The sequence below is a fragment of the Catellatospora paridis genome (genome assembly GCF_009720365.1).
Lineage (GTDB): Bacteria > Actinomycetota > Actinomycetes > Mycobacteriales > Micromonosporaceae > Catellatospora > Catellatospora paridis.
Map to the genome: position 1 here is coordinate 471,826 of NZ_ML769314.1, position 22,810 is coordinate 494,635.

Annotated in this window: 21 protein-coding genes; 11 read left to right on the plus strand and 10 right to left on the minus strand. The window is 71.9% G+C overall.

All coding sequences use genetic code 11. The annotated features are described in order from the left end of the window. The first annotated feature begins 19 nt into the window (after positions 1-19). A complete protein-coding gene (locus F9C41_RS11235) occupies positions 20-1,432 on the plus strand; it encodes a flavin-containing monooxygenase (RefSeq protein ID WP_155386633.1) in 1,413 nt (470 codons plus the stop codon). 5 nt (positions 1,433-1,437) lie between these two features. Further along, a complete protein-coding gene (locus tag F9C41_RS11240; protein ID WP_155386937.1) occupies positions 1,438-2,211 on the plus strand; it encodes an alpha/beta hydrolase in 774 nt (257 codons plus the stop codon). 143 nt (positions 2,212-2,354) lie between these two features. On the opposite strand, the gene F9C41_RS11245 is transcribed toward F9C41_RS11240, so the two are convergent. Next, positions 2,355-2,927 carry a DUF308 domain-containing protein gene (locus F9C41_RS11245; protein WP_155386634.1) on the minus strand — a complete coding sequence of 191 codons (573 nt, stop codon included), beginning with the start codon at positions 2,925-2,927 and terminating at the stop codon, positions 2,355-2,357. A gap of 195 nt (positions 2,928-3,122) precedes the next feature. On the opposite strand from F9C41_RS11245, the gene F9C41_RS11250 reads away from it, so the two are divergent. Beyond that, positions 3,123-3,809, plus strand: a complete 687-nt coding sequence (locus F9C41_RS11250) for a lysophospholipid acyltransferase family protein (RefSeq protein ID WP_155386939.1) — start codon at positions 3,123-3,125, stop codon at positions 3,807-3,809. On the opposite strand, the gene F9C41_RS11255 is transcribed toward F9C41_RS11250, so the two are convergent. Further along, on the minus strand, positions 3,806-7,189 hold the full coding sequence (locus F9C41_RS11255; RefSeq protein WP_155386635.1) for an AAA family ATPase: 3,384 nt from the start codon (positions 7,187-7,189) through the stop codon (positions 3,806-3,808). The genes F9C41_RS11250 and F9C41_RS11255 overlap by 4 nt on opposite strands. Positions 7,190-7,447: 258 nt before the next feature. Here F9C41_RS11255 and F9C41_RS11260 point away from each other — a divergent pair, with 258 nt between their 5' ends. Continuing rightward, entirely contained in the window at positions 7,448-7,753 is a 306-nt protein-coding gene (locus tag F9C41_RS11260; RefSeq protein ID WP_155386636.1) for a hypothetical protein, read from the plus strand. A 100-nt stretch (positions 7,754-7,853) separates the two neighbouring features. Here the strand turns inward: F9C41_RS11260 and F9C41_RS11265 are convergent, their stop codons facing one another. Both F9C41_RS11265 and F9C41_RS11270 read right to left on the minus strand, forming a co-directional pair. Continuing rightward, positions 7,854-9,551: a cellulose binding domain-containing protein gene (locus tag F9C41_RS11265; RefSeq protein WP_155386637.1), complete on the minus strand. Its 1,698-nt coding sequence runs from the start codon at positions 9,549-9,551 to the stop codon at positions 7,854-7,856. Positions 9,552-9,755: 204 nt separating this feature from the next. Continuing rightward, entirely contained in the window at positions 9,756-10,448 is a 693-nt protein-coding gene (locus tag F9C41_RS11270; protein WP_120316161.1) for a Crp/Fnr family transcriptional regulator, read from the minus strand. 199 nt (positions 10,449-10,647) lie between these two features. Here F9C41_RS11270 and F9C41_RS11275 point away from each other — a divergent pair, with 199 nt between their 5' ends. Continuing rightward, positions 10,648-11,529: a phosphotransferase enzyme family protein gene (locus F9C41_RS11275; RefSeq protein ID WP_155386638.1), complete on the plus strand. Its 882-nt coding sequence runs from the start codon at positions 10,648-10,650 to the stop codon at positions 11,527-11,529. Between the two features lie 57 nt (positions 11,530-11,586). Here the strand turns inward: F9C41_RS11275 and F9C41_RS11280 are convergent, their stop codons facing one another. Further along, positions 11,587-12,411, minus strand: a complete 825-nt coding sequence (locus F9C41_RS11280; protein ID WP_155386639.1) for a DUF1028 domain-containing protein — start codon at positions 12,409-12,411, stop codon at positions 11,587-11,589. Between the two features lie 63 nt (positions 12,412-12,474). Between F9C41_RS11280 and F9C41_RS11285 the strand changes: the two genes are divergently transcribed. From F9C41_RS11285 to F9C41_RS11300, 4 genes are all read left to right on the plus strand, one after another. Beyond that, positions 12,475-13,011: a polyadenylate-specific 3'-exoribonuclease AS gene (locus F9C41_RS11285; RefSeq protein ID WP_120316158.1), complete on the plus strand. Its 537-nt coding sequence runs from the start codon at positions 12,475-12,477 to the stop codon at positions 13,009-13,011. Positions 13,012-13,275: 264 nt separating this feature from the next. After that, positions 13,276-14,301 (plus strand): 6-phosphofructokinase, encoded by a 1,026-nt coding sequence (locus tag F9C41_RS11290; RefSeq protein ID WP_155386640.1) that lies wholly within the window; start codon positions 13,276-13,278, stop codon positions 14,299-14,301. 111 nt (positions 14,302-14,412) lie between these two features. Beyond that, on the plus strand, positions 14,413-15,219 hold the full coding sequence (proC, locus tag F9C41_RS11295) for a pyrroline-5-carboxylate reductase (RefSeq protein ID WP_155386641.1): 807 nt from the start codon (positions 14,413-14,415) through the stop codon (positions 15,217-15,219). 154 nt (positions 15,220-15,373) lie between these two features. Beyond that, positions 15,374-15,736, plus strand: coding sequence for a hypothetical protein (locus tag F9C41_RS11300; protein WP_120316155.1), 363 nt, complete (start codon positions 15,374-15,376; stop codon positions 15,734-15,736). On the opposite strand, the gene F9C41_RS11305 is transcribed toward F9C41_RS11300, so the two are convergent. Beyond that, a complete protein-coding gene (locus tag F9C41_RS11305; RefSeq protein WP_155386642.1) occupies positions 15,691-16,191 on the minus strand; it encodes a hypothetical protein in 501 nt (166 codons plus the stop codon). The two genes, F9C41_RS11300 and F9C41_RS11305, sit on opposite strands and share 46 nt — an antisense overlap. Positions 16,192-16,441: 250 nt before the next feature. Here F9C41_RS11305 and F9C41_RS11310 point away from each other — a divergent pair, with 250 nt between their 5' ends. Together F9C41_RS11310 and F9C41_RS11315 are read left to right on the plus strand one after the other, a co-directional pair. Next, positions 16,442-17,869, plus strand: coding sequence for a class II 3-deoxy-7-phosphoheptulonate synthase (locus F9C41_RS11310; RefSeq protein WP_155386643.1), 1,428 nt, complete (start codon positions 16,442-16,444; stop codon positions 17,867-17,869). Positions 17,870-18,027: 158 nt separating this feature from the next. Then, a complete protein-coding gene (locus tag F9C41_RS11315) occupies positions 18,028-19,050 on the plus strand; it encodes a threonine aldolase family protein (protein ID WP_155386941.1) in 1,023 nt (340 codons plus the stop codon). 77 nt (positions 19,051-19,127) lie between these two features. Here the strand turns inward: F9C41_RS11315 and bfr are convergent, their stop codons facing one another. From bfr to pknB, 4 genes are all read right to left on the minus strand, one after another. Beyond that, entirely contained in the window at positions 19,128-19,625 is a 498-nt protein-coding gene (bfr, locus tag F9C41_RS11320) for a bacterioferritin (RefSeq protein ID WP_330164750.1), read from the minus strand. Between the two features lie 42 nt (positions 19,626-19,667). Continuing rightward, the gene (locus F9C41_RS11325) at positions 19,668-19,856 is read right to left on the minus strand and encodes a (2Fe-2S)-binding protein (RefSeq protein WP_155386644.1); all 189 of its coding nucleotides are present in this window, start codon (positions 19,854-19,856) and stop codon (positions 19,668-19,670) included. A gap of 82 nt (positions 19,857-19,938) precedes the next feature. Further along, positions 19,939-20,778, minus strand: a complete 840-nt coding sequence (locus tag F9C41_RS11330) for a deoxyribonuclease IV (protein WP_407924684.1) — start codon at positions 20,776-20,778, stop codon at positions 19,939-19,941. Continuing rightward, positions 20,775-22,760 (minus strand): Stk1 family PASTA domain-containing Ser/Thr kinase, encoded by a 1,986-nt coding sequence (gene pknB, locus F9C41_RS11335; RefSeq protein ID WP_155386646.1) that lies wholly within the window; start codon positions 22,758-22,760, stop codon positions 20,775-20,777. Before pknB ends, F9C41_RS11330 begins: the two co-directional genes overlap by 4 nt. Between the last annotated feature and the right edge of the window lie 50 nt (positions 22,761-22,810).

Here is a 22,810-nt window from a genome sequence, read left to right on the forward strand (position 1 = left end):
CTAGTCGTGGAGGTCGCGGGTGACGTATTCGGCCGGTTACGGCGATCCCGAGTCGGGAGGTCCCGCGACGGCGTGGCGTGACGGCTGGCCGGTCTACGACCGCAGCGGCACGGTCTGCGTCATCGGTGCGGGCCCCAGCGGGTTGACCGCGATGAAGAACCTCAAGGAGCACGGGTTCGGCGTCGACTGCTACGAGCGCGACACCAGCGTCGGCGGGGCCTGGAACTGGCGGCACGACCGCAGCCCGGTGTACGCGAGCACCCACCTGATCTCCTCGAAGCCGTTCAGCCAGTTCCCGGACTTCCCGATGCCGGACAGCTGGCCGGACTACCCCAAGCACACCCAGGTGCTGGAGTACCTCGAGCACTACGCCGACCACTTCGACCTCAAGCCGCACATCTGGTTCGGCACCGAGGTCGTCAAGGTCGAGCCGGCCGAGGGCGAGCGCTGGGACGTGACCACGCGCAGCACCGGCGGCTACGGCGGCGAGCGCATCCACCGCTACGCGGCGGTGGTCATCGCCAACGGCCACAACTGGTCCCCCAAACGCCCGGAGTACGAGGGCCTGGAGGACTTCAAGGGCGAGGTCATCCACGCCGCGCAGTTCAAGGACGCCGCGCAGCTGCGCAACAAGAAGGTCCTGGTGATCGGGGCGGGCAACACCGGCTGCGACATCGCGGTGGAGGCCGCCCAGCAGGCCGCGCGCTGCTGGCACTCGACCCGCCGGGGCTACTGGTACACCCCCAAGTACACCCTGGGCCGCCCGGCCGACCAGGTGAACGACCTGATGCTGTGGCTGAAGCTGCCGCTGCGGGCCCGGCAGTTCCTGGCCCACCGCACGCTGAAGTCGACGGTCGGCGACCTGACCCGGTTCGGTCTGCCCCAGCCCGACCACAAGATCTACGAGACGCACACCATCGTCAACAGCCAGCTGGTCTACTACCTGGGCCACGGTGCGGTCTCGCCGGTGGGCGACGTGGCGCGCTTCCACCGCAACAGCGTGGAGCTCAAGGGCGGCGAGGTGATCGAGCCGGACCTGGTCGTGCTGGCCACCGGCTACCACCCGTCGTTCGATTTCATCGACGGCAACCTGCTCGGCGTCGACGCGTCGGGCCGCCCGCGGCTGGCCATGCACGCCTTCCCCAAGCGCCAGCCGACGCTGGCCGTGGCGGGGCTGCTGCAGCCCGACTCCGGGTTGTTCCCGCTGGTGCACTGGCAGATGGTGGCGTTCGCCCGGATGCTGCGGGTGCGCGAGGCGGCCCCGGCGAAGGCGGTCGCGGTGCAGCGGCGGCTGGAGGCGGAGCTGGACCGGCGATGGACCACGGCGAAGGTGAAGGACTCGACCCGGCACTGGTTCGAGATCAGCCACACCACCTATCTCAAGGCCATCCAGCGCCTGCTCGACGAACTCGGCCTGGAGGGGGCGAAGTGAAGGTCATGCGCGCCCGCGAGTGGGCGTTCCCGATCGCACCGGTACGCCGTGAGGTGCGCCGCGCCACCCCCGAGCTGGACGAGGGCAGGCCGCCGGTGCTGTTCGTGCCCGGGTTCGGCCACGGCGCGTGGGTGTTCGCCGAGCACTGGCTGGAGCACACCGCCGACCGCGGCTTCCCGGCGTACGCGGTGAGCCTGCGCGGGCACGGTGACAGCGCCAAGGCGCCGAAGGCGACGCTGCGGGCGTACGCCCACGATGTGGCCCAGGTCGCCGCCTCCCTGCCGCGCCGCGCGGTGATCGTGGGGCACGGGGCGGGCGCCCTGGTGACCGCGCACGCGCTGGCGCGTTACCCGGCCCGCGCGGCGGTGCTGCTGTCGCCGGTCTTCGGCGGTGCGGGCACCGCGCTGCGCAACCCGATGCTCAGCCTGCCGGCGCTGTTCGGCGGCGGCCTGCGCCTGCCCGCCGGGCAGCTGTTCAGCCGTGAACTGCCGAGCAACGCCTCCCGCGGGTACGCCGCCCGCCTGGGCCGGGCCTCCACCCGGGCGCAGTGGCAGCTGCTGCGCGGCCGCACCCCGCAGCCGCCGGTCGGCGACCCGCCGGTGCTGGTGGTGGGCAGCCCCGACGACCGCATCGTGTCCGACACCGCGCTGCGGCGGGTGGCCCGCGGCTACGGCGGGGCTCCGCTGCTGTTCCCGGGCATGGGCCACGACCTGATGCTGGACACCCGCTGGCGGGAGCCCATCGACGCGATCCTGGACTGGCTGGAGAAGTCGGCCTGAGTAGGCGAGCCCGCGCGGCGGGCTCGCCTGCTCAGACAGGAGCCCGTCGGAGCGGCCGCTCGGGTGTACGGCCGCAGCGCAGCGGAGGCCGGACGACCGATCAAGGCGCGGAGCGGGCTCCGCATGTCTCAGCGCGGGCTCCGCTAAACAACAGCGCCGTCGTCCGGCGGCAGCTCGTCGTCCTCGTCGCCGGGGCGCAGCCGCATGATCAGCGCGGTGGCCCCGCCGAGGATGCAGACGAGCGCGAACAGCATGCTCACCCGATCGTTGAAGGGCAGCAGCCGGGTGTCGAAGAACAGCACGAAGCCGAAGACGATCGACAGCACGGCGACGATCGCGGCGAACGGCACCCGCGGCAGCGGCGGGGGCGGCGGGGGCACGAACTCGTCCGGCGTGTCGTCGGGCAGGCCGCTGCCGAACGAGTCGAGCGAGTCGAGCAGCGACGGGTCGCCGGGGGAGACCCCTCTGGGGTCGCCGGTCAGCGCGGGGCGGTTGAGGATCGGGCCGCCGGCGGGCCACACCGGGCCGGCGGGCGCGGGCGGGCCGGCGGGCGGCTCCTCACCGGCCGGCCAGGTCCGGGCGGTCAGCGGCGTGTCGAAACCGGCGACGATGCGAGCGAACTCGGCATCCACCTGTTCGGGCGTCGCCTCGTTGCCGGACGGCCCGGGACGCGCGGGTTCGGCCGGCGTGCGGTCCGGATCGTCCGTGGCTGGCACCTGGCACACTCCTTGGCGGGATAGGGGCTCGTCGTGGGGCCGGTGGGCATCGCTTCAAATCCTGACACGTGACACCCGTGTTCCGGCAGTAGGCTCTGCGATGCATGCCACAAACTCGGTATGTCCCGGCCGGCCCCTCCGAGCCGGATCGTCAAGCGCCACACCACGTTCGCCGATCGACTTGGACGGGACTCAGTGCTCTACTGGCTGCTGAAATACATCTTCCTCGGCCCCCTGCTGCGGTTGATCTTCAGGCCGCAGGTCGAGGGTCTCGAAAACGTGCCGGGCGGGGGCCCGGCGATCCTCGCCAGCAACCATCTCTCGTTCTCCGATTCCATCTTCATGCCCCTGGTGGTGAAGCGGAAGGTCACATTCGTGGCCAAAGCGGAATACTTCACCGGCAAGGGTCTCAAGGGCCGGCTGACGAAGATGTTCTTCGTGGGCACCGGCACCATCCCGGTGGACCGCTCCGGCGGCCGCGCCGCGCAGGCCGCCCTGGACACCCAGCTGCGGGTGCTGCGCGCGGGCGGGCTGGCCGGCATCTACCCCGAGGGCACCCGCTCGCCGGACGGGCGGCTGTTCCGGGGCAAGACAGGGGTGGCCCGGCTGGCGCTGGAGAGCGGCGCGCCGGTGGTGCCCGTGGCGATGCTCAACTCCGACGTGGTGCAGCCCACCGGCAAGCTCATCCCCAAGGTGATGCGGGTGAAGATCCGCTTCGGGACGCCGCTGGACTTCTCCCGCTACGCGGGCATGGCCGGGGACCGGTTCGTCGAGCGGGCGATCACCGACGAGATCATGTACGACGTGATGGAGCTCTCCGGCCGTGAATACGTCGACACGTACGCCGTGAAGATCAAGAACGTCGCGGCGGCAGGCGTCTAGCCCAGCAGCCCGGTCGCCCGGTTGCGGGCGGCGAACTCGTGCAGCTCGGCCAGGCCGTCCTCGTCGAGCGCGCCCGCCCGCGCGGCCCAGGCCAGCGAGAGCATCCGGTTGCTGGCGTCGCCGATGCGAGCGAAGTGCCCGGCCGCCTCGACGTGCTCACCCGCGACGGTGGCCAGCGCCGCCCGGACCCACGGCGTACGCCGCGGGGACCGCGCCAGCATCGTCCGGACCCGTTCCCGCTCGCCGGGGCCGAGCAGCGCCGCCGCGTGCCCGGCGGCCGCCACCCACTCGCCGAACGGCAGCATCACCCGGGCCTGCCAATCCCGCTCCAGCTCACCGAGCAGCGCGGCGGCCTCCTCGGCGCGGCCCTGCAACGCCCGGCACAGCGCGGCAGGTGCCGCGGCGCCCCGCAGCACCCGGTGGAAGCCGCTGCGGCGGGCGAAGTAGAGCATCTTCTCGATGGCGTCGTCGTCGGGCTCCTCGCCGCGCAGCACCCCGATCCAGGACGAGGTGAGCACGGACATGGCGTCCCACTCGGCCGCGTTGGAGCGCATCGTCTCGCCGATGGCCCGCATCTGGGTGTCCCAGTCCCCGGCGAAGAAGGCGTCGGCCGCCTCGCGGTGGAAGTTGGTGGCCAGGCTCAGCCCGCCCGCGATGTCCACCGTGCGCTGTTCGGTCAGCAGCCGGTGGTGCCGGGCCAGGTCGCCCTCCTCCAGGCAGGCCCAGGCGAAGTTCTGCACCGCCCGGCGACGGCTGGTCAGCCGGTGCTCGCGGCAGTGCTCGGTGAGCAGCTCCAGCTCGCTGAACCCGGTCGGGTCGCCCGCGATGTAGCGCGCCGTGGCCGAGGTGATGCGGGCGTTGGCGTGCGCCTCGGCCAGGCCCAGCCGGTCGGCGATGTCGGCGGCCGCCTCGGCGGCGCCGATCGCCGGCTCGGTCTCGTAGTTCATCATGTGCACCCGGGCCAGCTCCAGCAGCGCCTCGGCCTTCTCCAGGGTCTCCGGCAGTTCCTCGTAGCGCTCGACCGCGGCGTCCAGGTGGGCCAGCGTCGCGGCGCGGTCCGCCCGGCTCCACGCGATCGTGCCGAGCAGTGTCAGCGCGCGGGCGGCGCCGGCCCGCTCGCCGAGCCGGTCGAGCTCCTCGGCCAGCTCGGCCAGCCGCTGCGGGCCGCCGCTGTCGCCGAAGGACTCCCCGGACCGGAACAGCGAAAGCTCGGCGGCGAACAGGTCCAGCAGCGGGTCGTTGTCCAGTTTGAGGCTGAGCGCGCGGTCGAGCAGCGTCGCCGCGGCGTCCAGGGCGTGCAGGGCGTACGCCCGCCGTGCCGCGCGGTGCAGCGCGGTTCGCGCCGCCGGGGCGTACGGCTCGGAGTCCATGCCCAGGGTCCGGGCGATCTCGTGGGCGGCCCAGCGGTGGTTGGCCAGCACCTCGGCGAGGTCGGTCGCCCGGTTGTCGGTGATCTGCTCCAGCCAGTCGGCGGTGCGCTGGTGCCGGGTGACCCGCTCGGTACGCGGCAGCCGCTGGTAGCAGACGTCGCGGACCAGGACGTGGCGGAAGGCGTACTCCGGCTCGCCGGCCATCGCCGAGGTCGGGTGCTCGGCGACCAGGTCCCGCTGCTGCAGCCGCTGCAGCGACCGGGCCACCACGTCGACGGGCAGACCCAGCGCGCCCGCCACCGCGCCCGGCCAGAACTGGGTGCCCACCACGGCGGCGGCCTGCAGCACCGAGCGGTCGGTCGATTCCAGCAGGTCGAGCCGGTTGGCGATGACCGCCTGCACCGTCTGCGGCATCGGGGTCGCGTCGCCGTCGGCCAGCGCCCAGTTGCCGCCGACCGGCCGCAGCTCGCCCCGCTCGACCAGCATGCGCACGAACTCGTGGGCGTAGAGCGGGTTGCCCCCGGCGAGCTCGACCAGCGGGGCGACCCCGGTGGCGGGGAAGACGGCCTGGCCGAACATCAGCCGGTACATGGCGGCGATGTGCTCGTCGTGCATCGGGCCCAGCGACACCGAGACGGTGCCGGTCACCGCGCTGGTCCAGCCCGGCCGGCGCTCGCGCAGCTCGGGCCGGGCGGTGGCGACGACCAGCAGCGGCACGCCCGGGCCGATGCTGCCGAGCATCTCGACGAAGCGCAGCATGGCCTCGTCGGCCCAGTGCATGTCCTCGAAGACCAGCACGGTCGGGTTGGCCGTGGTCATGGCCAGCAGGAAGCGCCGCCACGCCGACTCCGTCTCGCCCGGGGTCAGGCCCGCGCCGGGCAGGCCCACCAGCGGGCCGAGCGCGTCGCCCAGCCGGGCCGCCTCCAGCTCGCCGCACATGGCCCGCAGCGCGCTCTCCAGCCGGCTGCGGGCGGTCTGCTCGTCGTCGGTGTCGAGGATGCCGACCTGTGCCTTCACGATCTCGGCCAGCGCCGAGTAGGTCACGTTCTCGCCGAACGGCGGGCAGTGCCCGACCCGCCAGCACACCGTGGTCTCCGGGATGCGCTCGGCGTGGCGGGCCAGCTCGCGCAGCAGCCTGCTCTTGCCGATGCCGGCGGGTCCGAACACGGTGACCAGCTGCGGGCTGCGGTCGCGGATGGTGCGGTGCAGCGCGGTGACCAGCAGACCCCGCTCGTGGTCGCGGTTGACCATCGGGGTGGACTCGTCCCGGTCGCGCCGCTGTAGCCGCGCGGACACCGCCAGGAAGACCCGGCTGGTGGCGCTGCGGCCCTTGAGCGTCCTGGGCGGCAGCTCGTCGTACTCGATGTCGTCGGCGCTGGCCCGGGCGGTCTCGGCGCACACGAACACCGCGTGCGGCGGGGCGGCGGCCTGCAGCCGGGCTGCGGTGTTGACCACGTCGCCGGCCACGATGGCCTGCCCGCCGTCGCGGGCGGCGCCCACGTCGACCAGCGCCTCCCCGGTCGCGACTCCGGCCCGGAAGGTGGCAGCGTCGGCCAGCGGCCCACGGCTCAGCACCCGCTGCGCCTCCAGCCCGGCCCGCACCGCGCGCAGCGCGTCGGTCTCGGTGGCGACCGGCGCACCGAAGATGGCCATCACCGCGTCGCCGATGTACTTCTCCACCACGCCGCCGAACTGGCGGACCACCTGGCGCACCGCGCTGAAGTACTCCTGCTGCAGGGTGCGCACCTGCTCCGGGTCGGTCTGCTCGGCGTACGTCGTGAAGCCGACCATGTCGACGAACAGCACGCTGACCTGTCGCCGGTCCTCCCGGGCGGGCGGGCCCTGCCCCGCGGCCAGCGGGTTGCCGCAGCCGGTGCAGAAGAGGTCGCCGAAGGCCACCGTACGTCCGCAGTGGACGCAAGGTGGCGTGAGGTTAGCCCCGCAGCCGCCGCAGAACCTGTCGTCCGGGCCGGCCGCGCGGGAGCAGTGCGCGCAGGTTGGGGTCTTCACGTCTCCGCCAGGTCGCCGGAGGTCCAGTATGGCCTGACCACCCGGGTCGATTCCTTACCGCTGTAGCTAACGCGACAAGGGGTCCGCGCCAACACCGCCGCGCGGCTACAGTTTCGTGCACTGACAGACCGCGGCCTGCGCGCCGGGGTCTCGTGTGGCGCTGATGGCGAGTAATCGGGGGTCCCGCCGAGGTGGGCCGCCGGTGCGCGCTGCCAGCGGACGCTAACCAATCGATGGTCGTACGTGGGAGGCCGAACGATGTTGGTGCGACTGGCGCTCGCCTGGACCGATCCCTTCGGGATCGCGCACGGCGTGGGCGAGCTTGTGGACATCGACGCGGTCACCCTCGCGGAGCTCGAAGAGCAGGGAGTGGTGGAGAACATGACCGAAATCCAGCCGACGCCCGACCAGCCGCAGAAGGCGTGGGTCGGCCCCGGTGCCCCGCCGGCCGGTGACAAGGCGTGGGTCGGCCCCGGTGCGCCGCCCGCCGAGGAGAAGGCGTGGGTGGGCCCTGGCGCGCCGCCCGCGGACGACCCGGACGCGGAGACCGACGACCAGCCGTGACCGCCTGACGGCGGCATCACCGCCGTCGCACACCATGGCCAGGTGCACGACGTGACGCAGGGGGCGGGCCGGGTGACCGGCCCGCCCCCTGCCCGTCCGATCAGCCGGCGCTGCAGGCCACCCCGTTGAGCTTCACGTTGCTCGGGGCCGTGGACGGCCCGGAGCCGGTGAAGCTGACCGTCCAGCTCTGCGCCGGGGCGAGGTTCGGGGCCCAGCCGGGGGCGGTGACCGTCACCGTGCCGCCGCTGCCGGTGAATGTGCCGTTCCAGCCGTTGACGATCACCTGGCCGCTGCCGAGGGTGAAGGTCAGCACCCAGTTGGTGAACGTGGTGCTGCCGGTGTTGGTCAGCACCAGCGAGGCGTTGTAGCCGTTGGGCCACGAGTTGTCGATCCGGTACACCGCCCGGCAGCTCGTCCCGGTGCTCGGGCTGGCTGACGCGCTGGGGCTCGGCGGCGTGCTGGCCGACGGGCTTGCGCTGCGGCTCGGGCTGGGACTGGCGCTCGGGCTCGCGCTGCGGCTGGGGCTGGCGCTCGGGCTCGCGCTGGCCGAGGGGGACGGCGACGGGCTCGCCGAGCGGGACGGGCTGGCGCTCGGCGACGGGTCGACGACCCCGCTCTTGGCCTTCATGTTCGCCGAGTGCTGCCGGAACACGGCGTGCTCGGGGCAGCCCTGGCCGGAGTCGAACCCGCCGCAGTTGCTGTTGGCGGGGAACCACCAGAACGCGTCGCCGTCGCCGCCGGAGGCCTCCATCTCGGCGTACATCTCGGACCACCAGGTGGTCTTGTCGTCGTGCACGTTCCACTCGCCGAGGAAGAACGGCTTGCCGACGACGGTGTGCGCGTCGCTGATCCAGCGCCGCAGCAGGGCGCGGGCCGAGGCGAAGTTCAGGCCGGCCCAGCCCTCCGTGGGGTACATGTGCCCCGAGGTGAAGTCGACGTACGGCGAGGACTGGATGTAGGTCCACGGGCCGCCGGAGTCGCCTCCGTAGCCGTACTTCGTCTCCTGGCCCTCCTGGCCGGTGCCCAGCAGGTGGTTCGGGTCCAGGCTCTTGACCAGCGCGCCCATCTCGTCGACCCAGGCCCGCAGGGTGGTGCCGGTGGTGTTCTCGTTGGGGGTGGCGTCGGGGTAGCGGGGCTCGTTCATGAGCTCCCAGGCCAGCACCGTCGGGTCGTTCTTCCAGGCCACGCCCGTGAACGAGTTGACCCGGGTGAGCGCCTTGGTGACGTAGTCGCGGTACTGCGTGAAGCAGCCGGGGCAGGCGGTCTTGTTGAAGAAGCGCCAGCGGTTGGCGTATCCGGTGGGCAGGCCCTCCCAGGACAGGCGCTTGTCGATGCCGCCGTACGCCTCCCAGAAGTTCTCGAAGACGGGGATGAGCCGGATGTTGTGGTCCCGGGCGGACTTCATGACGTAGTCGAAGAGGATGAACGCCTCCTCGGTGTAGACGCCCTCGGCTGCCTCGAAGCCCATCCAGTCCTCGTGGCTGAACATCCACAGCCGCAGCACCGACACGTTGTCGCTCTGCAGCCGGGTCATGTGCGCATCGATCTTGGCCTTGTCCACGTACTGCTCGCCGGGCAGCCAGTCGTAGCCGAAGGTGAACACGTCGTAGGTGTTGGCGCCGGCGAAGTAGTAGGGCTTGCCGTCCAGGCAGAAGCGGATGCCGCAGCGGGTGACGAAACTGTCGCGCGGGTCGGCCGCCTGGGCGGCGGGCGAGCCGACGAACGGCAGGGCCAGAGCCAGCGTGGCCGTGACCGCCGCCAGCGCGGCGAGCAGGGCACGCCGTGGAGAACGGGACATGGGGACTCCTTGGGAACGCGGCCGCGTCCCAGCGATGCGGGCACATCGCGGGCGATGGGAACGGCCGTCAATGGAAGCGCTCCCATACTAGGGCCGGGCCCGCGTCAGGTAAAGCGGTTCAGTAGAGGCCGAACCGGTTGCGCCGCAACGGATCGAGGCTCCGTCCCCGTGCGGGGCGGAGCCTCGATCAGATGATCCTCGGCGTCAGCGGTCCTGCATGCCCGCGCGGCGGCGCAGGGCGGGGACGTCCATCACCACGATGCGGCGGCCCTCGGTGCGCAGCCATCCCCGGCTGGCGAAGGAGCCGATCGCCTGGTTGACGCTCTGCCGCGAGCCGCCCGCCATCTCGGCCAGCTGGCTCTGGTTCAGCTCGATCGTGATCATCGGAGCCTGGCTCTCCCCGGCCAGCCGCACCAGCGTCTTGGCGACGCGGCCGGGCAGGTCGAGGAAGACGTGGTCGGCGTTCTGCTCGGTGAGCCGGCGGATCAGCGCGCCCAGCGAGCGCATGACCGCGTCGAGGATGCGCGGGTTCGAGTGCACCAGCTCCATGAACGCGCCGCGCGACAGCGCCAGCGCGGTGCAGTCCTCCAGCGCCTCGGCCGAGAGCGAGCGGGCCGCACCGTCCAGAAGGGACACCTCGCCGAGCACGTCCGGCGGGCGCATCACGGACAGCACCGCGCGCTCGCCGGTCGGGGAGGTGCGGAAGACCGCCACCGATCCGCGCTTGAGCACGATGAGGGACTCGCCGGGGTCGTTCTCGACGAACAGCAACTGCCCCTTGCGGAAGGTGCGGGGCACCGCCGCGGCGATCACCCGTTGCCGTACCTCAGGCTCCAGACCAGCGAACATGTCGACCCCGGTGAGCGCGTCCGCAGCTTCCGGAATGCGAATCTCCACCGCCTACCCCTTCCGTGTCCCACCCCCGCCGACGCACACGGTCGTGTTCGTCGGCGCAACCCTGGACAGATCATCGCGTGCGTGAGCCGCCACGTCCACTCCGTGCGTCGCCATCGGAGACTGTCCATTGCCGGATCTACCGCAACGCAGACACCTCCGACGGATACGACAGCGTGCTGCCACATGTGATAATCCGCCCGTGCTGGCTGACGATACGATCCGCACGACACTTCGGACGGCATGGCACCTTCAGCCGGACGGCTGCACTCCGCTGGACGGTGAGCCGACGACATCGACCAGGTCGGTCGCCGCAGGTGACCGGCGGTACCTGGCGGTCCTGGTCGCGGGCGTGGAGCGCCCTCGATTCGAGGCGGGGCTGGCCGCCGCCGAACATCTCGCCCGGCAGGGTCTGGACACCGGCGCCCCGGTGCGCGCCGCGGACGGCGCGCTGTGCGTGCCCGCCGACGAGCACGTGCTCGCGCTGCTGGAGTTCGTGCCCGGCCGCCCGCTCGACGGCGCGGACCCGGTCGACCAGCAGTGGTGGGGCGACCGGCTCGGGGCGGCGCACCGCGGGCTCGCCGGGTTCCGGCACCCCGGCCTGCCCGCCTGGCATCCGCTGCGTCCGGACGCGCCGTATCTGTCCGTCGCGGGCTGGCTACGCCCTGCGATCACGGGTGCGGTCACCGCGCTGACGAAGCTGCAGGTCACCGACCGGCTCACGGTCGGCCCGCTGCACGGCGACCCGCGCCCGGAGGCGTTCCGGCTGGACCCGGCGACCGGCCGCATCGGGCTGGTCAGCTGGGGTCGCGCGCGGTTCGGCCCGCTGATGTACGACGTGGCCTCGGCCGTGCGCCATGCCGGCGGCCCGGCACGGGCTCAGGAACTGCTGTCGGCGTACGAGGACAGCGGCCCGGTGCCGGTCGCGGAGATCGAGGGCAGCCTCGACACCCTGCTGCGCTTCCGCTGGGCGATGGAGGCCGACGCCTGCGCCCGCCGCCTGGCCGGCGCCGCGCCCGACGCCCCCGTCGACCGCTGGCGCACCGCACTCGACCAGGCCCGCATCGCCCTGCTCGACGACTGAGCGATAGGAAGGGCACCTTCTGCAACGTATGGCGAGGTGAAGGCGCCCTTCCTTCGTTCAGGCGCGGAGGTGGGTCAGGACGAGGGGGTCGATGTGGCCGGGGACCATGCGTTCCTCGAGGTTCTCGATGCCGGCCCAGTCGGACAGGGCCGCGTCGAGATCGGACTGCGCGTGGCCGCGGGCGGCGAGCAGGGCGCGCACCTCGGCGGCGACGGCGTCGCGCAGGGGCAGCAGGGTGGCCGGGTCGGGCTTGTCGAACAGCAGCGTGTGGATGTCGAGCAGGCGGGCCAGCTCGGCGCACGGGTCGGGGTGGTCGTCCACGCGCAGGTCCACCACGACGTCGCTGGTGCCGCCATAGCCCTGGCCGGGGGCGACCACGAGCAGCGCCGCGCTCTGCCGCCCGCGCTTGTCACCGCCCGCGCCGTCGCCCGCGCGCAGCGCCGCGAGCAGCCGCCGCGCCAGCGCCGCCGACGGTGCCGAGGACAGCCAGGCGGTCTCCATCGCGGCGACCACCTCCGGCCCAGTGAGGATGTTGCCCTGGACGGCGTACCCGTCGCCGGTGCGGCCGCCCGCCCAGCCGTGGCAGTCCGCTCCGGTGTACGTCGCGCCGTCGCCGCTGCGGCCCACGACGCCGAGCTGGCGTGATTCGCGACCAGGGTCGGCGGCGGTGAGCCCGGCCACCACGTCGCCCGGCGCGGTGCCGGTGCGCAGCAGCGCCAGCCCCTGCGGCCGGTAGGCCAGGTTGGCGTAGGACTGGGTGGCCAGTGCGCCGACGGCGGCCTCCGCGGCGGGCACGGCCGCGCCCACGGCCAGGAACTTGCTGGCTACGGCGACCCCGTGTGCGGCCCCGTCGGCTGAACGCGCGACGATCGAGAACGTCATGGCGTCAGGGTAGGGGTCCGCGACGCCGGGCGTACAGGAGAGATCCTCACGACAGGGGAAGACGTGGCCTACCGCTATTTCTACGACTGCGAGTTCATCGAGGACGGAGTCACCATCGACCTGGTCTCGATCGGCGTGGTCGACGAGTTCGGGCGGGAGTTCTACGCCGTCTCCACCGAGTTCGACCCGTCCCGGGCCATCCCGTGGGTGCGCGACAACGTGCTCAACCTGCTGCCGTCCCCGGCGGACAAGGCGTGGCGCTCGCGCGAGCGCATCCGCACCGAGCTGCTGGAGTTCCTCACCGAGCCGCTGCAGGGCCGCCCGCAGGAGACCATCGAGCTGTGGGCCTGGTACGGCGCGTACGACCACGTGTGCCTGGCCCAGCTGTGGGGGGCGATGGTGACGCTGCCCCGGGCCATTCCGCGCTTCACCAAGGAGCTGCGCCAGCTGTGGGACGACAAGGGGCGCCCGACGCTGCCCGAGGCGGCGACGGCCCGGCACGACGCGCTCGTCGACGCCCGGCACAACCTGGCCCGCTTCCGGGCGATGACGGCGCGTAAGCGCAAGGACGCCAAGCCGCCCGCGGTGGACGCCGGGTGAATGCCCGGTGACAGGCCGGGACGGCACGGCCCGGGGTGCCGCGGGCGTGTCACGCACGGGTAACCTTGCCATGACGACACTGTTGCGCTCGCCTGGTGAACGGCTTGCGGCCCCGACATCCGGACAGCGGCGGGGCGTGCTGGCCTAAGCCCGGTGATCCCAGTACAGTGCGCATTTGCGGCCCGCCCCGGCCGGCAACGTAGCCGTGATCACTCGTCTCCCGGGGCCCGGCAACTGACTACCCGTAATCGGGAGGACGAGAAAATGCGTATCGGCGTACTCACCGGCGGCGGCGACTGCCCCGGTCTCAACGCGGTCATCCGCGCCGTGGTCCGCAAGGGCGTGGGCACCTACGGGCACGAGTTCGTCGGATTCCGCGACGGCTGGAAGGGACCGCTGGAGGGCATCACCCGCCCGCTGGGCATCCCTGAGGTCCGCGGCATCCTGCCGCGCGGCGGCACGATCCTGGGCTCGTCCCGCACCAACCCCTTCAAGATCGAAGGCGGCGTGGAGCGGATCAAGCAGAACCTGGCCGACATGGGCGTGGACGCGCTCGTGGCGATCGGCGGCGAGGACACCCTCGGGGTGGCCACCAAGCTGACCGAGCTGGGCGTCAACGTCGTCGGCGTGCCGAAGACGATCGACAACGACCTGGGCGCGACCGACTTCACGTTCGGCTTCGACACCGCGGTCAACATCGCCATGGAGGCGATCGACCGGCTGCACACCACGGCCGAGTCGCACCACCGCACCGTGGTCGTCGAGGTCATGGGCCGCCACGCGGGCTGGATCGCGCTGCACGCGGGCCTGGCCGGCGGCGCGAACGTGATCCTGCTCCCCGAGCAGAAGTTCGACCTGGACAAGGTCGTCGAGCACGTGGAGACCCGGTTCAAGACCAACTACTCGCCGATCATCGTGATCTCCGAGGGCGCCATGCCGACCGACGGTGACCTGATCACCCTCAACGGCGAGCTGGACGCGTTCGGCCACGTGCGCCTCGGCGGCATCGGCAACTGGCTGGCCGACCAGCTGGAGAAGCGCACCGGCAAGGAGGCGCGCGCGGTCGTGCTGGGCCACACCCAGCGCGGTGGCACGCCCACCGCCTTCGACCGGGTGCTCGCCACCCGCTTCGGCCTGCACGCCATCGACGCCGTCCACGAGGGCGACTTCGGCAAGATGGTGGCCCTGCGCAGCACCGAGATCGTCCGCGTCCCCCTCGCCGACGCCACCCGCGAACTCAAAACCGTCCCCCCGCACCGCTACGCCGAGGCCGAGGCCTTCTTCGGCTGAGCCGCGGTCAACCCTTGAGCGGGTTGATCATGAACTTATGGCACGGGTCGACGGTGTGTCGCGTCCATAACTTCATGATCGACCCGCTTTCGCTTTCTGGAGGGAGCACGGATGTACACCGTTGCCGTGATCGGGGCGGGGAAGATCGGGGAGGTGCTGCTGTCGGGGCTGGTGAAGGCCGGGTGGCCGGTGGATCAGATCGTCGCGACGGCGCGGCGGGAGGAGCGGGCCGAGCAGCTGCGCAACCGGTACGGGATCAGGGTGCTGGACAACGCCGAGGCGGTGGCCGCCGCCGACGTGGTGGCGATCGCGGTCAAGCCGCAGGACGCCGGGGCGCTGATGGCCGAGCTGGGGCCGCAGATCCCGGCGGGCAAGCTGGTGATCTCGCTGTGCGCGGGCCTGCCGACGGGGTTCTTCACCAAGTGGCTGGCCGAGGGCACGCCCGTGGTGCGGGTCATGACGAACACGCCCGCCCTGGTGGACGAGGCCATGACGGCGATCTCGGCCGGGCCGCACGCCACGGCGCACCACCTGGGGATCGCCGAGGAGCTGTTCTCGCCGCTGGGCCGCACCATCCGGGTCCCGGAGAGCCAGCAGGACGCGGTCACCGCGCTGTCCGGCTCCGGTCCGGCGTACTTCTACTTCCTGGTCGAGGCGATGACCGACGCGGGCATCCTGCTCGGGCTGCCGCGCCAGGTGGCGCACGACCTCATCGTGCAGACCGCGATCGGCTCGGCCATCATGCTGCGCGACTCGGGCGAGCACCCGGTGAAGCTGCGCGAGGCGGTCACCTCGCCCGCGGGCACCACCATCTCTGCCATCCGCGAGCTGGAGAACCACGGCGTGCGCGCCGCGTTCCTGGCCGCGCTGGAAGCGGCCCGAGACCGGGCGAAGGAGATCGCCGACCAGGCCGCCTGACCACGGACGCGTGATCCCGTCACCCCCGCAGGCTCATTCACGCCTGCGGGGGTTCCTGCTGTTCAGACCGTCGCTTTAGGCTCGGAACAGGGAGTTTGAGCCGAACCCCCGGCCCCGTAGCTCCGCCCTCGGAGCCACACGCAAGGAGACGGCCATGCGACGTGCCGCAACAGTCATCGGGACCACCCTCGCCGCCCTCATGATCTCCGCCCCGGCCTACGCGTACGCCCACGACAAGGTCACCAACCCCGTGCTGCACGCGATCCTCGACGTGCTCACCCTCGCGGTCGTCACCGCTCCGGTGTGGACCGCCTTCGCCTGGTCCCGCGGCCGCCGCTCGGCAGCGCTGATGCTGCTGATCGGGCTGGTGCAGATCCCGGCGGGAGTGCTGGCGTTCGTGCCCATCCCCGACCCCGTGCTGCACTCGATGGCCCTGGTCACCAGCCTTGCCATCACGGTCACGTCGATCGTCTACGTACGGCGCGAGGTCGCCGTCGCGGTCGAGGCGGCCGGCTGAGAGACCCGCTGCCGGGGCGACCCGGCGGACGGAGCGAACCCGCTGTCGGCTGTGTGCGACGAGTCGCGGACGGCCGGCGGCGGTGCGGCGCAACCGCCCGATCCGGTGCTGCTGCCGGGTCGGGCGGCGGTGCGCAGGGCCACCCGTTCCCCGTCCAGGTCCAGTTCCAGCAGCTCGCCGCTGCGCCGCACGCGCGGGCAGCCCGGGTGCGGCGGGCCCCAGGCCCCGTCGGTGCGCCGGTAGGCCGTCCACCGGCAGTGCTCCTCCCCGACGTACCCCCAGGCCATGAAGAGCTCGGTGCCCAGGTAGCGGTAGAGCCCCACGGTGGCGGTGCGCCCGTCCTCGGGCCGGCGGAAGAACTCGCCGGTCAGCCCCGGTACGACGTGCCCTTCGAGGTCGATGTCGGACACGATCCGGTGCGGCGCGTACTCCGCCAGGCGCGGCAAGGTGGTCATGCCTCCTCCTCGCTGCGCTCGTCGTCGCCAGACGGATCTTCGACATGATTCGCTCGCTGCGCTCGCTCATACTCGCTGCGCTCGTCGTCGCCATGACGCGTCTTTGACATGATTCGCTCGCGGTGCTCGCTCATACTCGATCAACGAGGCCGCGCCCTGGTGGCGACACGTTCGCGCAGGGTGATCTCAGCGTGCGGAATGCGCCACGTCGGCTGCGGTGGGCAGCGGGCACGGCCTTACCCTTGAGGCCATGCGCCACGAATGGCATGAGCTCAGGCACCCCGGTCTCGAACTGGGCGACAACCGGCAGCCCGGCGAGTCCGGCGTCACCATCGGGCGGCCCACCAGCCTCGCCTCGGCGGAAGACCTCGGCCTGGACCACTGGCGCACCCTGCCGCGGGCGCAGATGCCGCCGTGGGAGGACTACAGCGAGGTCGAGCAGGTGTGCCGGGTGCTGGACTCGGTGCCCTCGGTCGTCGCGCCCTACGAGGTCGACCAGCTGCGCCAGCGGCTCGCGCAGGTGTGCGAGGGCAAGGCGTTCCTGCTGCAGGGCGGCGACTGTGCCGAGACGTTCGCCGACAACACCGAGCACCACCTGCTGGCCAACGCCCGCACCCTGCTGCAGATGGCCGTGGTGCTGACGTACGGCGCGAGCATGCCGGTGGTCAAGGTGGCCCGGGTGGCCGGGCAGTACACCAAGCCGCGCTCGCAGGCGCTGGACTCGCTGGGGCTGCCCGCGTACCGCGGCGACATGATCAACTCGCTGGAGCCGACGCCGCAGGCCCGCGTCGCCGACCCGCAGCGCATGATCCGGGCGTACGCCAACGCGGCCGCCGCGATGAACATGCTGCGCGCGTACCTGGGCGGTGGCCTGGGCGACCTGCACGCCGTGCACGACTGGAACCGTGACTTCGTGCGCACCTCCGCCTTCGGGGAGCGCTACGAGGCCATCGCCCGCGAGATCGACCGGGCGCTCGCGTTCATCCGCGCCTGCGGCATGACCGACGAGGAGGCCCTGCGCACGGTCACCCTCTACGCCTCGCACGAGGCGCTGGCGCTGGAGTACGACCGGGCGCTGACCCGCATCGCCGACGGGCAGGCGTACGGCCTGTCCGGCCACTTCCTGTGGGTCGGCGAGCGCACCCGCGACCTGGACGGCGCGCACCTGGACTTCATCTCCCGCATCGCCAATCCGATCGGCGTGAAGCTCGGCCCGACCACCACGCCCGAGTACGCGCTGCGCCTGTGCGAGATGCTCAACCCGGACAACATCCCGGGCAAGCTCACGCTGATCAGCCGGATGGGCAACCACCAGGTCCGCGACAGCCTGCCCCGGCTGGTCGAGGCGGTGCGCGACAACGGCGCGAAGGTCGTCTGGCAGTGCGACCCGATGCACGGCAACACCCACGAGTCGTCCAACGGGTACAAGACCCGCCACTTCGACCGGATCGTCGACGAGGTGCTGGGCTACTTCGAGGTGCACAAGATGCTGGGCACCCACCCGGGCGGCATCCACATCGAGCTGACCGGCGAGGACGTCACCGAGTGCCTGGGCGGGGCGCAGGCCCTGGTCGACTCCGACCTGCCCGGCCGCTACGAGACCGCCTGCGACCCCCGCCTGAACACCCAGCAGTCCCTGGAACTGGCCTTCCTGGTCGCGGAGATGCTCCGCGGCTGACCCGCCCGCCGCGCCTTCTGGAGCATGATCGCTGTTTTCGGTCAAGATCTGCGCTCAGACCGCAGATCTTGACCGGAAACGGCGATCACCGCCCGGAATCGGCCGGGACCGCTCGGCGGCCGCCTGGGCCGATGCGGTAGGAACGGGGTATGACGCAGATGGTTGATCTTCGCAGCGACACCGTGACCAAGCCGACCGCCGCGATGCGGGCCGCGATGGCCTCCGCCGAGGTCGGTGACGACGTGTACGCCGAGGACCCGACCGTCAACGCGCTGGAGCGCAAGGTCGCCGCGATGTTCGGGCACGAGGCGGCGCTGTTCGCCCCGACCGGCTCGATGGCCAACCAGATCGCGCTGCAACTGGTCGTGCCGCCCGCGCAGGAGCTGCTGTGCGACGCGAACGCGCACGTGGTGACGTACGAGATCGGCGCGGCCGCGGCCATCGGCGGCATCTCCAGCCGCACCTGGCCCTTCGCCGGCGGGCTCATCGACGTGGACCAGGTCGCCTCCATGATCCGCCCGGACGGGTATCACGCCGTGCCGACGCGGGCGCTGGCCGTGGAGCAGACCCACAACATGGCCGGCGGCGTCGTCATCGGGCTGAACACGCTGCGCGGCCTGCGCGAGGTCGCCGACACCGCCGGGATCGCGATGCACTGCGACGGGGCCCGGATCTGGCACGCGCACATCGCGGACGGGGTGCCGCTGGCGGAGTACGGCGCGCTGTTCGACACGCTGTCGGTGTGCCTGTCCAAGGGCCTCGGCGCGCCGGTCGGCTCGCTGGTGGTGGGCAGTGCGGAGAAGATCGCGAAGGCGCGCTGGATCCGTAAGCGCATGGGCGGCGGGATGCGCCAGGCGGGCATCCTCGCCGCGGCGGGTGTCTACGCGCTGGACAACCACCTGGAGCGGCTGGCCGAGGACCACGTGCGGGCGCGGCGGCTGGCCGAAGCGCTGGCGCCCTTCGGCGTGGTGGACCTGGACCGGGTGCGCACCAACCTGGTCATCCTCGACCTGGCCAAGACCGCCCTGGACGCGCCCACCCTGGCCGCCCGGGCACGGGAGCAGGGAGTGCTGGTCAGTGCCCTGGGGCCGCGCACCGGCCGGCTCATCACGCACCTCGACGTCGACGACGCGGACATCGACCGGGCGATCGACGTGCTGGCGACCGCATTCCGCGCTTGATCCCCTCTCGGACACCGGGAACGGGCCGGTGCGTGACGCACCGGCCCGTTTGTGGTCTTCGGGTGTGTTCCTGTCGGTCAGGGCTCCGGGTGCTCCGTGACGTTCTGCAGGTAGAGGCCCTCGCCGAGGCTCGCGATCAGGCCGAGCTGTGTCTCCAGGTAGTCGATGTGGTGCTCCTCGTCCTTGAGGATGTCCTCGAAGATGTTGGCCGAGGTCACGTCACCGACCGAGCGCATGTAGTCGATGCCGAGGCGCAGCCGCTCCACGGCCTCGACCTCGACCTTCATGTCGCATTCGAACTGTTCCTTGACGGTCTCGCCGATGCGCAGCGCGAAGAGCTTCTGGAAGTTCGGCAGGCCGTCGAGGAACAGGATCCGCTCGGCGAGGCGGTCCGCGTGCTTCATCTCGTCGATCGACTCGTGCCGGGTGTACTTCGCGAGCTTCGTGTAGCCCCAGTTCTCCTGCATGCGGTAGTGCAGCCAGTACTGGTTGATCGCGGTGAGCTCAGCGGTCAGCTGCTCGTTGAGGAACTCTATGACTCGGGCGTCGCCTTGCATGGTGAAGTAACCCCCCACGGGAACTCTCGTATAGGGGGTAAATCTACGCGGGTTGTCCGCTTATGCACCCATAGACACGAGCGTGTCGGCGTTCTCCTCGTCGATCAGGTCGTAGATGCGGTCGATGCACGAGCCGCACCCGGTCCCGGCGCCACATGCCTGGCCGACGGAGTCCTCGCAGCGCGCGCCCGCGCGGATCACCGAGCGCACCTCGCACTCTCGAACCCGTTCACAGATGCACACGAACACAGCAGGGACCCTTCGGCACTGGAGGAGTGAGGCTCCGAATCAAGCAAGCCTTGCCTCAGTAAGGGTGCCCTAAAGGAAATGCCTAGCGCAAGCCCCTGAGCAGGGAAATGTCTGCGGCATGGGTCTCACCCGGTGTCTCGACGACGACCGGCACCCCGGCGAGCGCCGGGTGGCGGAACATCTCCGCGAACGCCTCCGCGCCGATCAGGCCCTTGCCGATGGCCTCGTGCCGGTCGCGAGTGGACCCCACCGGGTCCTTGGAGTCGTTGGCGTGCACCAGGCCGAGCCGGTCCGGACCGCACACCTCCACCAGGGTGTCCAGGGTGAGCGTCATGCCGCCCGGCTTGGCCAGGTCGTGCCCGGCCGCCCAGGCGTGGCACGTGTCGAAGCACACGCCCAGGCGCGGATGGCGGTCCACGGCGTCCAGGTACGGCCCCAGGTCCTCCACGCGGGCCGCCAGGGAGCGCCCGCCGCCCGCGCTGGGCTCGACCAGCAGCCGGGGGCCGTCGTCGGGCAGCGCGTCCAGCAGGGGCAGCAGCACCTCGCGCACCTGGCGCATCGCCGCCGGGGCGTGCTCGGCGTCGACCGAGGACCCGGCGTGGAAGACCACCCCTTGCGCGCCGATCGTGGCGGCCCGCAGCAGCGCGTGTGCCAGCACCTCGCGGGACTGCTCGACCGTCGCGGCGGTGGGGGAGCCGATGTTCACCAGCAGCGAGGCGTGCACGTATGCGGGGACCTGCCGGGTGTGGCAACCCGCGGTGAAGGCCTCGTCCTGGCGCGGGTCACCGGCCGGGCGGGCCCAGCCGCGCGGGTTGCCCACGTAGACCTGGACCGCCGCGGCCGAGACCGCGTCGATGTACGCCAGGGCGGCCTTGGCCAGCCCGCCGGCCGTCGGCGCGTGCGCGCCCACCGCGTTCGTCATCCCAGCTGACATTCGATCACCACATGCTGTCCCGGCTGTACCGCCGTGTTCGGGGCGGGGTCCTGGTTGACGACCTTGAACCAGTTCTTGTCGCCGAGCACCCCGCGGACCTCGACCTGCAGCCCCAGCGAGGCCAGCAGACTCTCGGCGTCGCCGCAGCGCGCGTTGCGCACCTCCGGCATCGCCTTGACGTTCTGATTGTTGCTGACCTGCAGTTTCACCTCGTCATTGGGTTCCGCGCCGGCACCGTTGGCGGGGGTCTGCTTCACCACGATGTCGAACGGCTTGTCGGAGTCGATCCGCTCGACGACCACCCGCAGGCCAAGCTTCTGCAGGATGTCGGTGGCTTCGGCGATCGACTTGCCTTCGACGAACGGCACGCTCAGCGGGGCCTTGCCCTTGCTGACCACGACCTTGACCTCGGTGCCAGGGGGGACCTCGGTGTCGGCCTTGGGATCGGTCGACAGCACGGTGCCCTTCGGGGCGAGGTCGTCGTACTTCTCCCCGGCCTGGACCGCCTTCAGCTTCAGCGGCGCGGCCTGCAGGTCGGCGACGGCCAGCTCCCAGGACTTGCCGACCACGTCGGGCACCAGATAACGCTCGGGTCCGTTGGACAGCGTCAGGGTCACCGTGCCGCCGCGCACCACCCGCTCGCCGGGCGGCGGGTTCTGCACGAGCACGACGTCCTTGGGCACCTGCTCGCGGTACTGCGGCTCCAGGAACTCGTACTTCAAGCCGGCGCTCGCCAGCGTGGTGATGGCCTGGTCCTTGGTCAGGTTCATCAGCTGCGGCGTCACCTCGTAGCGGCCGAAGCCCAGCCACCAGCCGCCGGTCAGCACCAGCAGCACCAGCACGACCGCGCCGGCGGTCAGCGCCGTACGGCCTCGCGGGTCGGCCATCAGCTGCCGGTACTTCGCCTTGATCCGGTCGAGCGGCCCGGTCGGTGCCGGTGCCGGGGCGCGGCGGCGCGAGCGCGGCGCGGGCTGCGCGTCGGGCAGCCGGGCCCAGGACGGGCGCTCGTGGGGCACGACGTGGCTGACCACCACGGTCTCCTGCGCCACCGGCCGCATCCGCTGCGTGGTGGTGCTCGCGGTGATGTTCTCCCGGGCCGCCTGCACGGCCGCCAGCAGCGCGCCGGCATCGGTGGGGCGGCCGCCGGGGGAGCGGCGGGTCGCCGAGGCGACCAGCTCGTCCAGCGCCGGGGGCAGGCCGGTGACGATGCGCGACGGCGGCGGCACGTCCCGGTCCACGTGCTGCCAGGCCACGTCGACCGGGCGTTCGGCGTCGTAGGGCACGCGCCCGGTGAGCATCTCGAACAGCACGATCCCGGCGCTGTACACATCGCTGCGCGGGTCGGCGTGGCCGTCGGTGACCAGCTCGGGGGCGACGTAGGCGACGGTCGCCATGAGCTGCCCGCCGCTGGAGTCGTCCGCGCTTGCCTCGACGGCGCGGGCCAGGCCGAAGTCGGCCACCTTCGCGACGGCGTCGATGAGGTTGTGGCTGCCGCCGGTCGGCGCCTCGGCGACCAGCACGTTCTCGGGCTTGACGTCGCGGTGCACCAGGCCGGCGCGGTGCGCCGCGGCCAGCGCCGCGAGCACCTGCTCCATCACGGCGAGGGCCTCGACCGGGGTGAGCCGGCGGCGCTCGGCGAGGATGTCGCGCAGCGTGCGGCCGCGCACGTACTCCATCACCAGGTAGGGCAGGCCGGCGTGGGTGCCCTGGTCGTAGACCGCGACGACGTTGGGATGGGTCAGCCGGGCGATGGTCTTGGCCTCGTCGGTGAAGCGATCGAGGCTGAACGCCTGGCCGGCGGCGTCGCGTACCTGCGCCGGGTGAATGATCTTCAGAGCGACGGTGCGCTCCAGGCGCTCGTCCACTGCCGTGTAGACGGTCGCCATGCCACCACGAGCTACGCGACCGCGGATGCGGTAGCGCCCGTCGACGAGTGTGCCGAGTAGTGGATCGGCGACCTGAGTGTCCATCGCAGCGCAGTCTAAGTCAGGTGGTGGCCTGCGTCGTACACCCGCGCGTG

Excerpts from the sequence above, each read along its gene's own strand:
- F9C41_RS11240 (WP_155386937.1), top strand. The coding sequence starts at position 1,438 with ATGCGCGCCCGCGAGTGGGCGTTCCCGATCGCACCGGTACGCCGTGAG.
- F9C41_RS11260 (WP_155386636.1), top strand. The coding sequence starts at position 7,448 with ATGTTGGTGCGACTGGCGCTCGCCTGGACCGATCCCTTCGGGATCGCG.
- F9C41_RS11265 (WP_155386637.1), bottom strand. The coding sequence starts at position 9,551 with ATGTCCCGTTCTCCACGGCGTGCCCTGCTCGCCGCGCTGGCGGCGGTC.
- F9C41_RS11280 (WP_155386639.1), bottom strand. The coding sequence starts at position 12,411 with ATGACGTTCTCGATCGTCGCGCGTTCAGCCGACGGGGCCGCACACGGG.
- F9C41_RS11290 (WP_155386640.1), top strand. The coding sequence starts at position 13,276 with ATGCGTATCGGCGTACTCACCGGCGGCGGCGACTGCCCCGGTCTCAAC.
- proC (WP_155386641.1), top strand. The coding sequence starts at position 14,413 with ATGTACACCGTTGCCGTGATCGGGGCGGGGAAGATCGGGGAGGTGCTG.
- F9C41_RS11300 (WP_120316155.1), top strand. The coding sequence starts at position 15,374 with ATGCGACGTGCCGCAACAGTCATCGGGACCACCCTCGCCGCCCTCATG.
- F9C41_RS11305 (WP_155386642.1), bottom strand. The coding sequence starts at position 16,191 with ATGACCACCTTGCCGCGCCTGGCGGAGTACGCGCCGCACCGGATCGTG.
- F9C41_RS11310 (WP_155386643.1), top strand. The coding sequence starts at position 16,442 with ATGCGCCACGAATGGCATGAGCTCAGGCACCCCGGTCTCGAACTGGGC.
- F9C41_RS11315 (WP_155386941.1), top strand. The coding sequence starts at position 18,028 with ATGGTTGATCTTCGCAGCGACACCGTGACCAAGCCGACCGCCGCGATG.
- F9C41_RS11330 (WP_407924684.1), bottom strand. The coding sequence starts at position 20,778 with ATGACGAACGCGGTGGGCGCGCACGCGCCGACGGCCGGCGGGCTGGCC.
- pknB (WP_155386646.1), bottom strand. The coding sequence starts at position 22,760 with ATGGACACTCAGGTCGCCGATCCACTACTCGGCACACTCGTCGACGGG.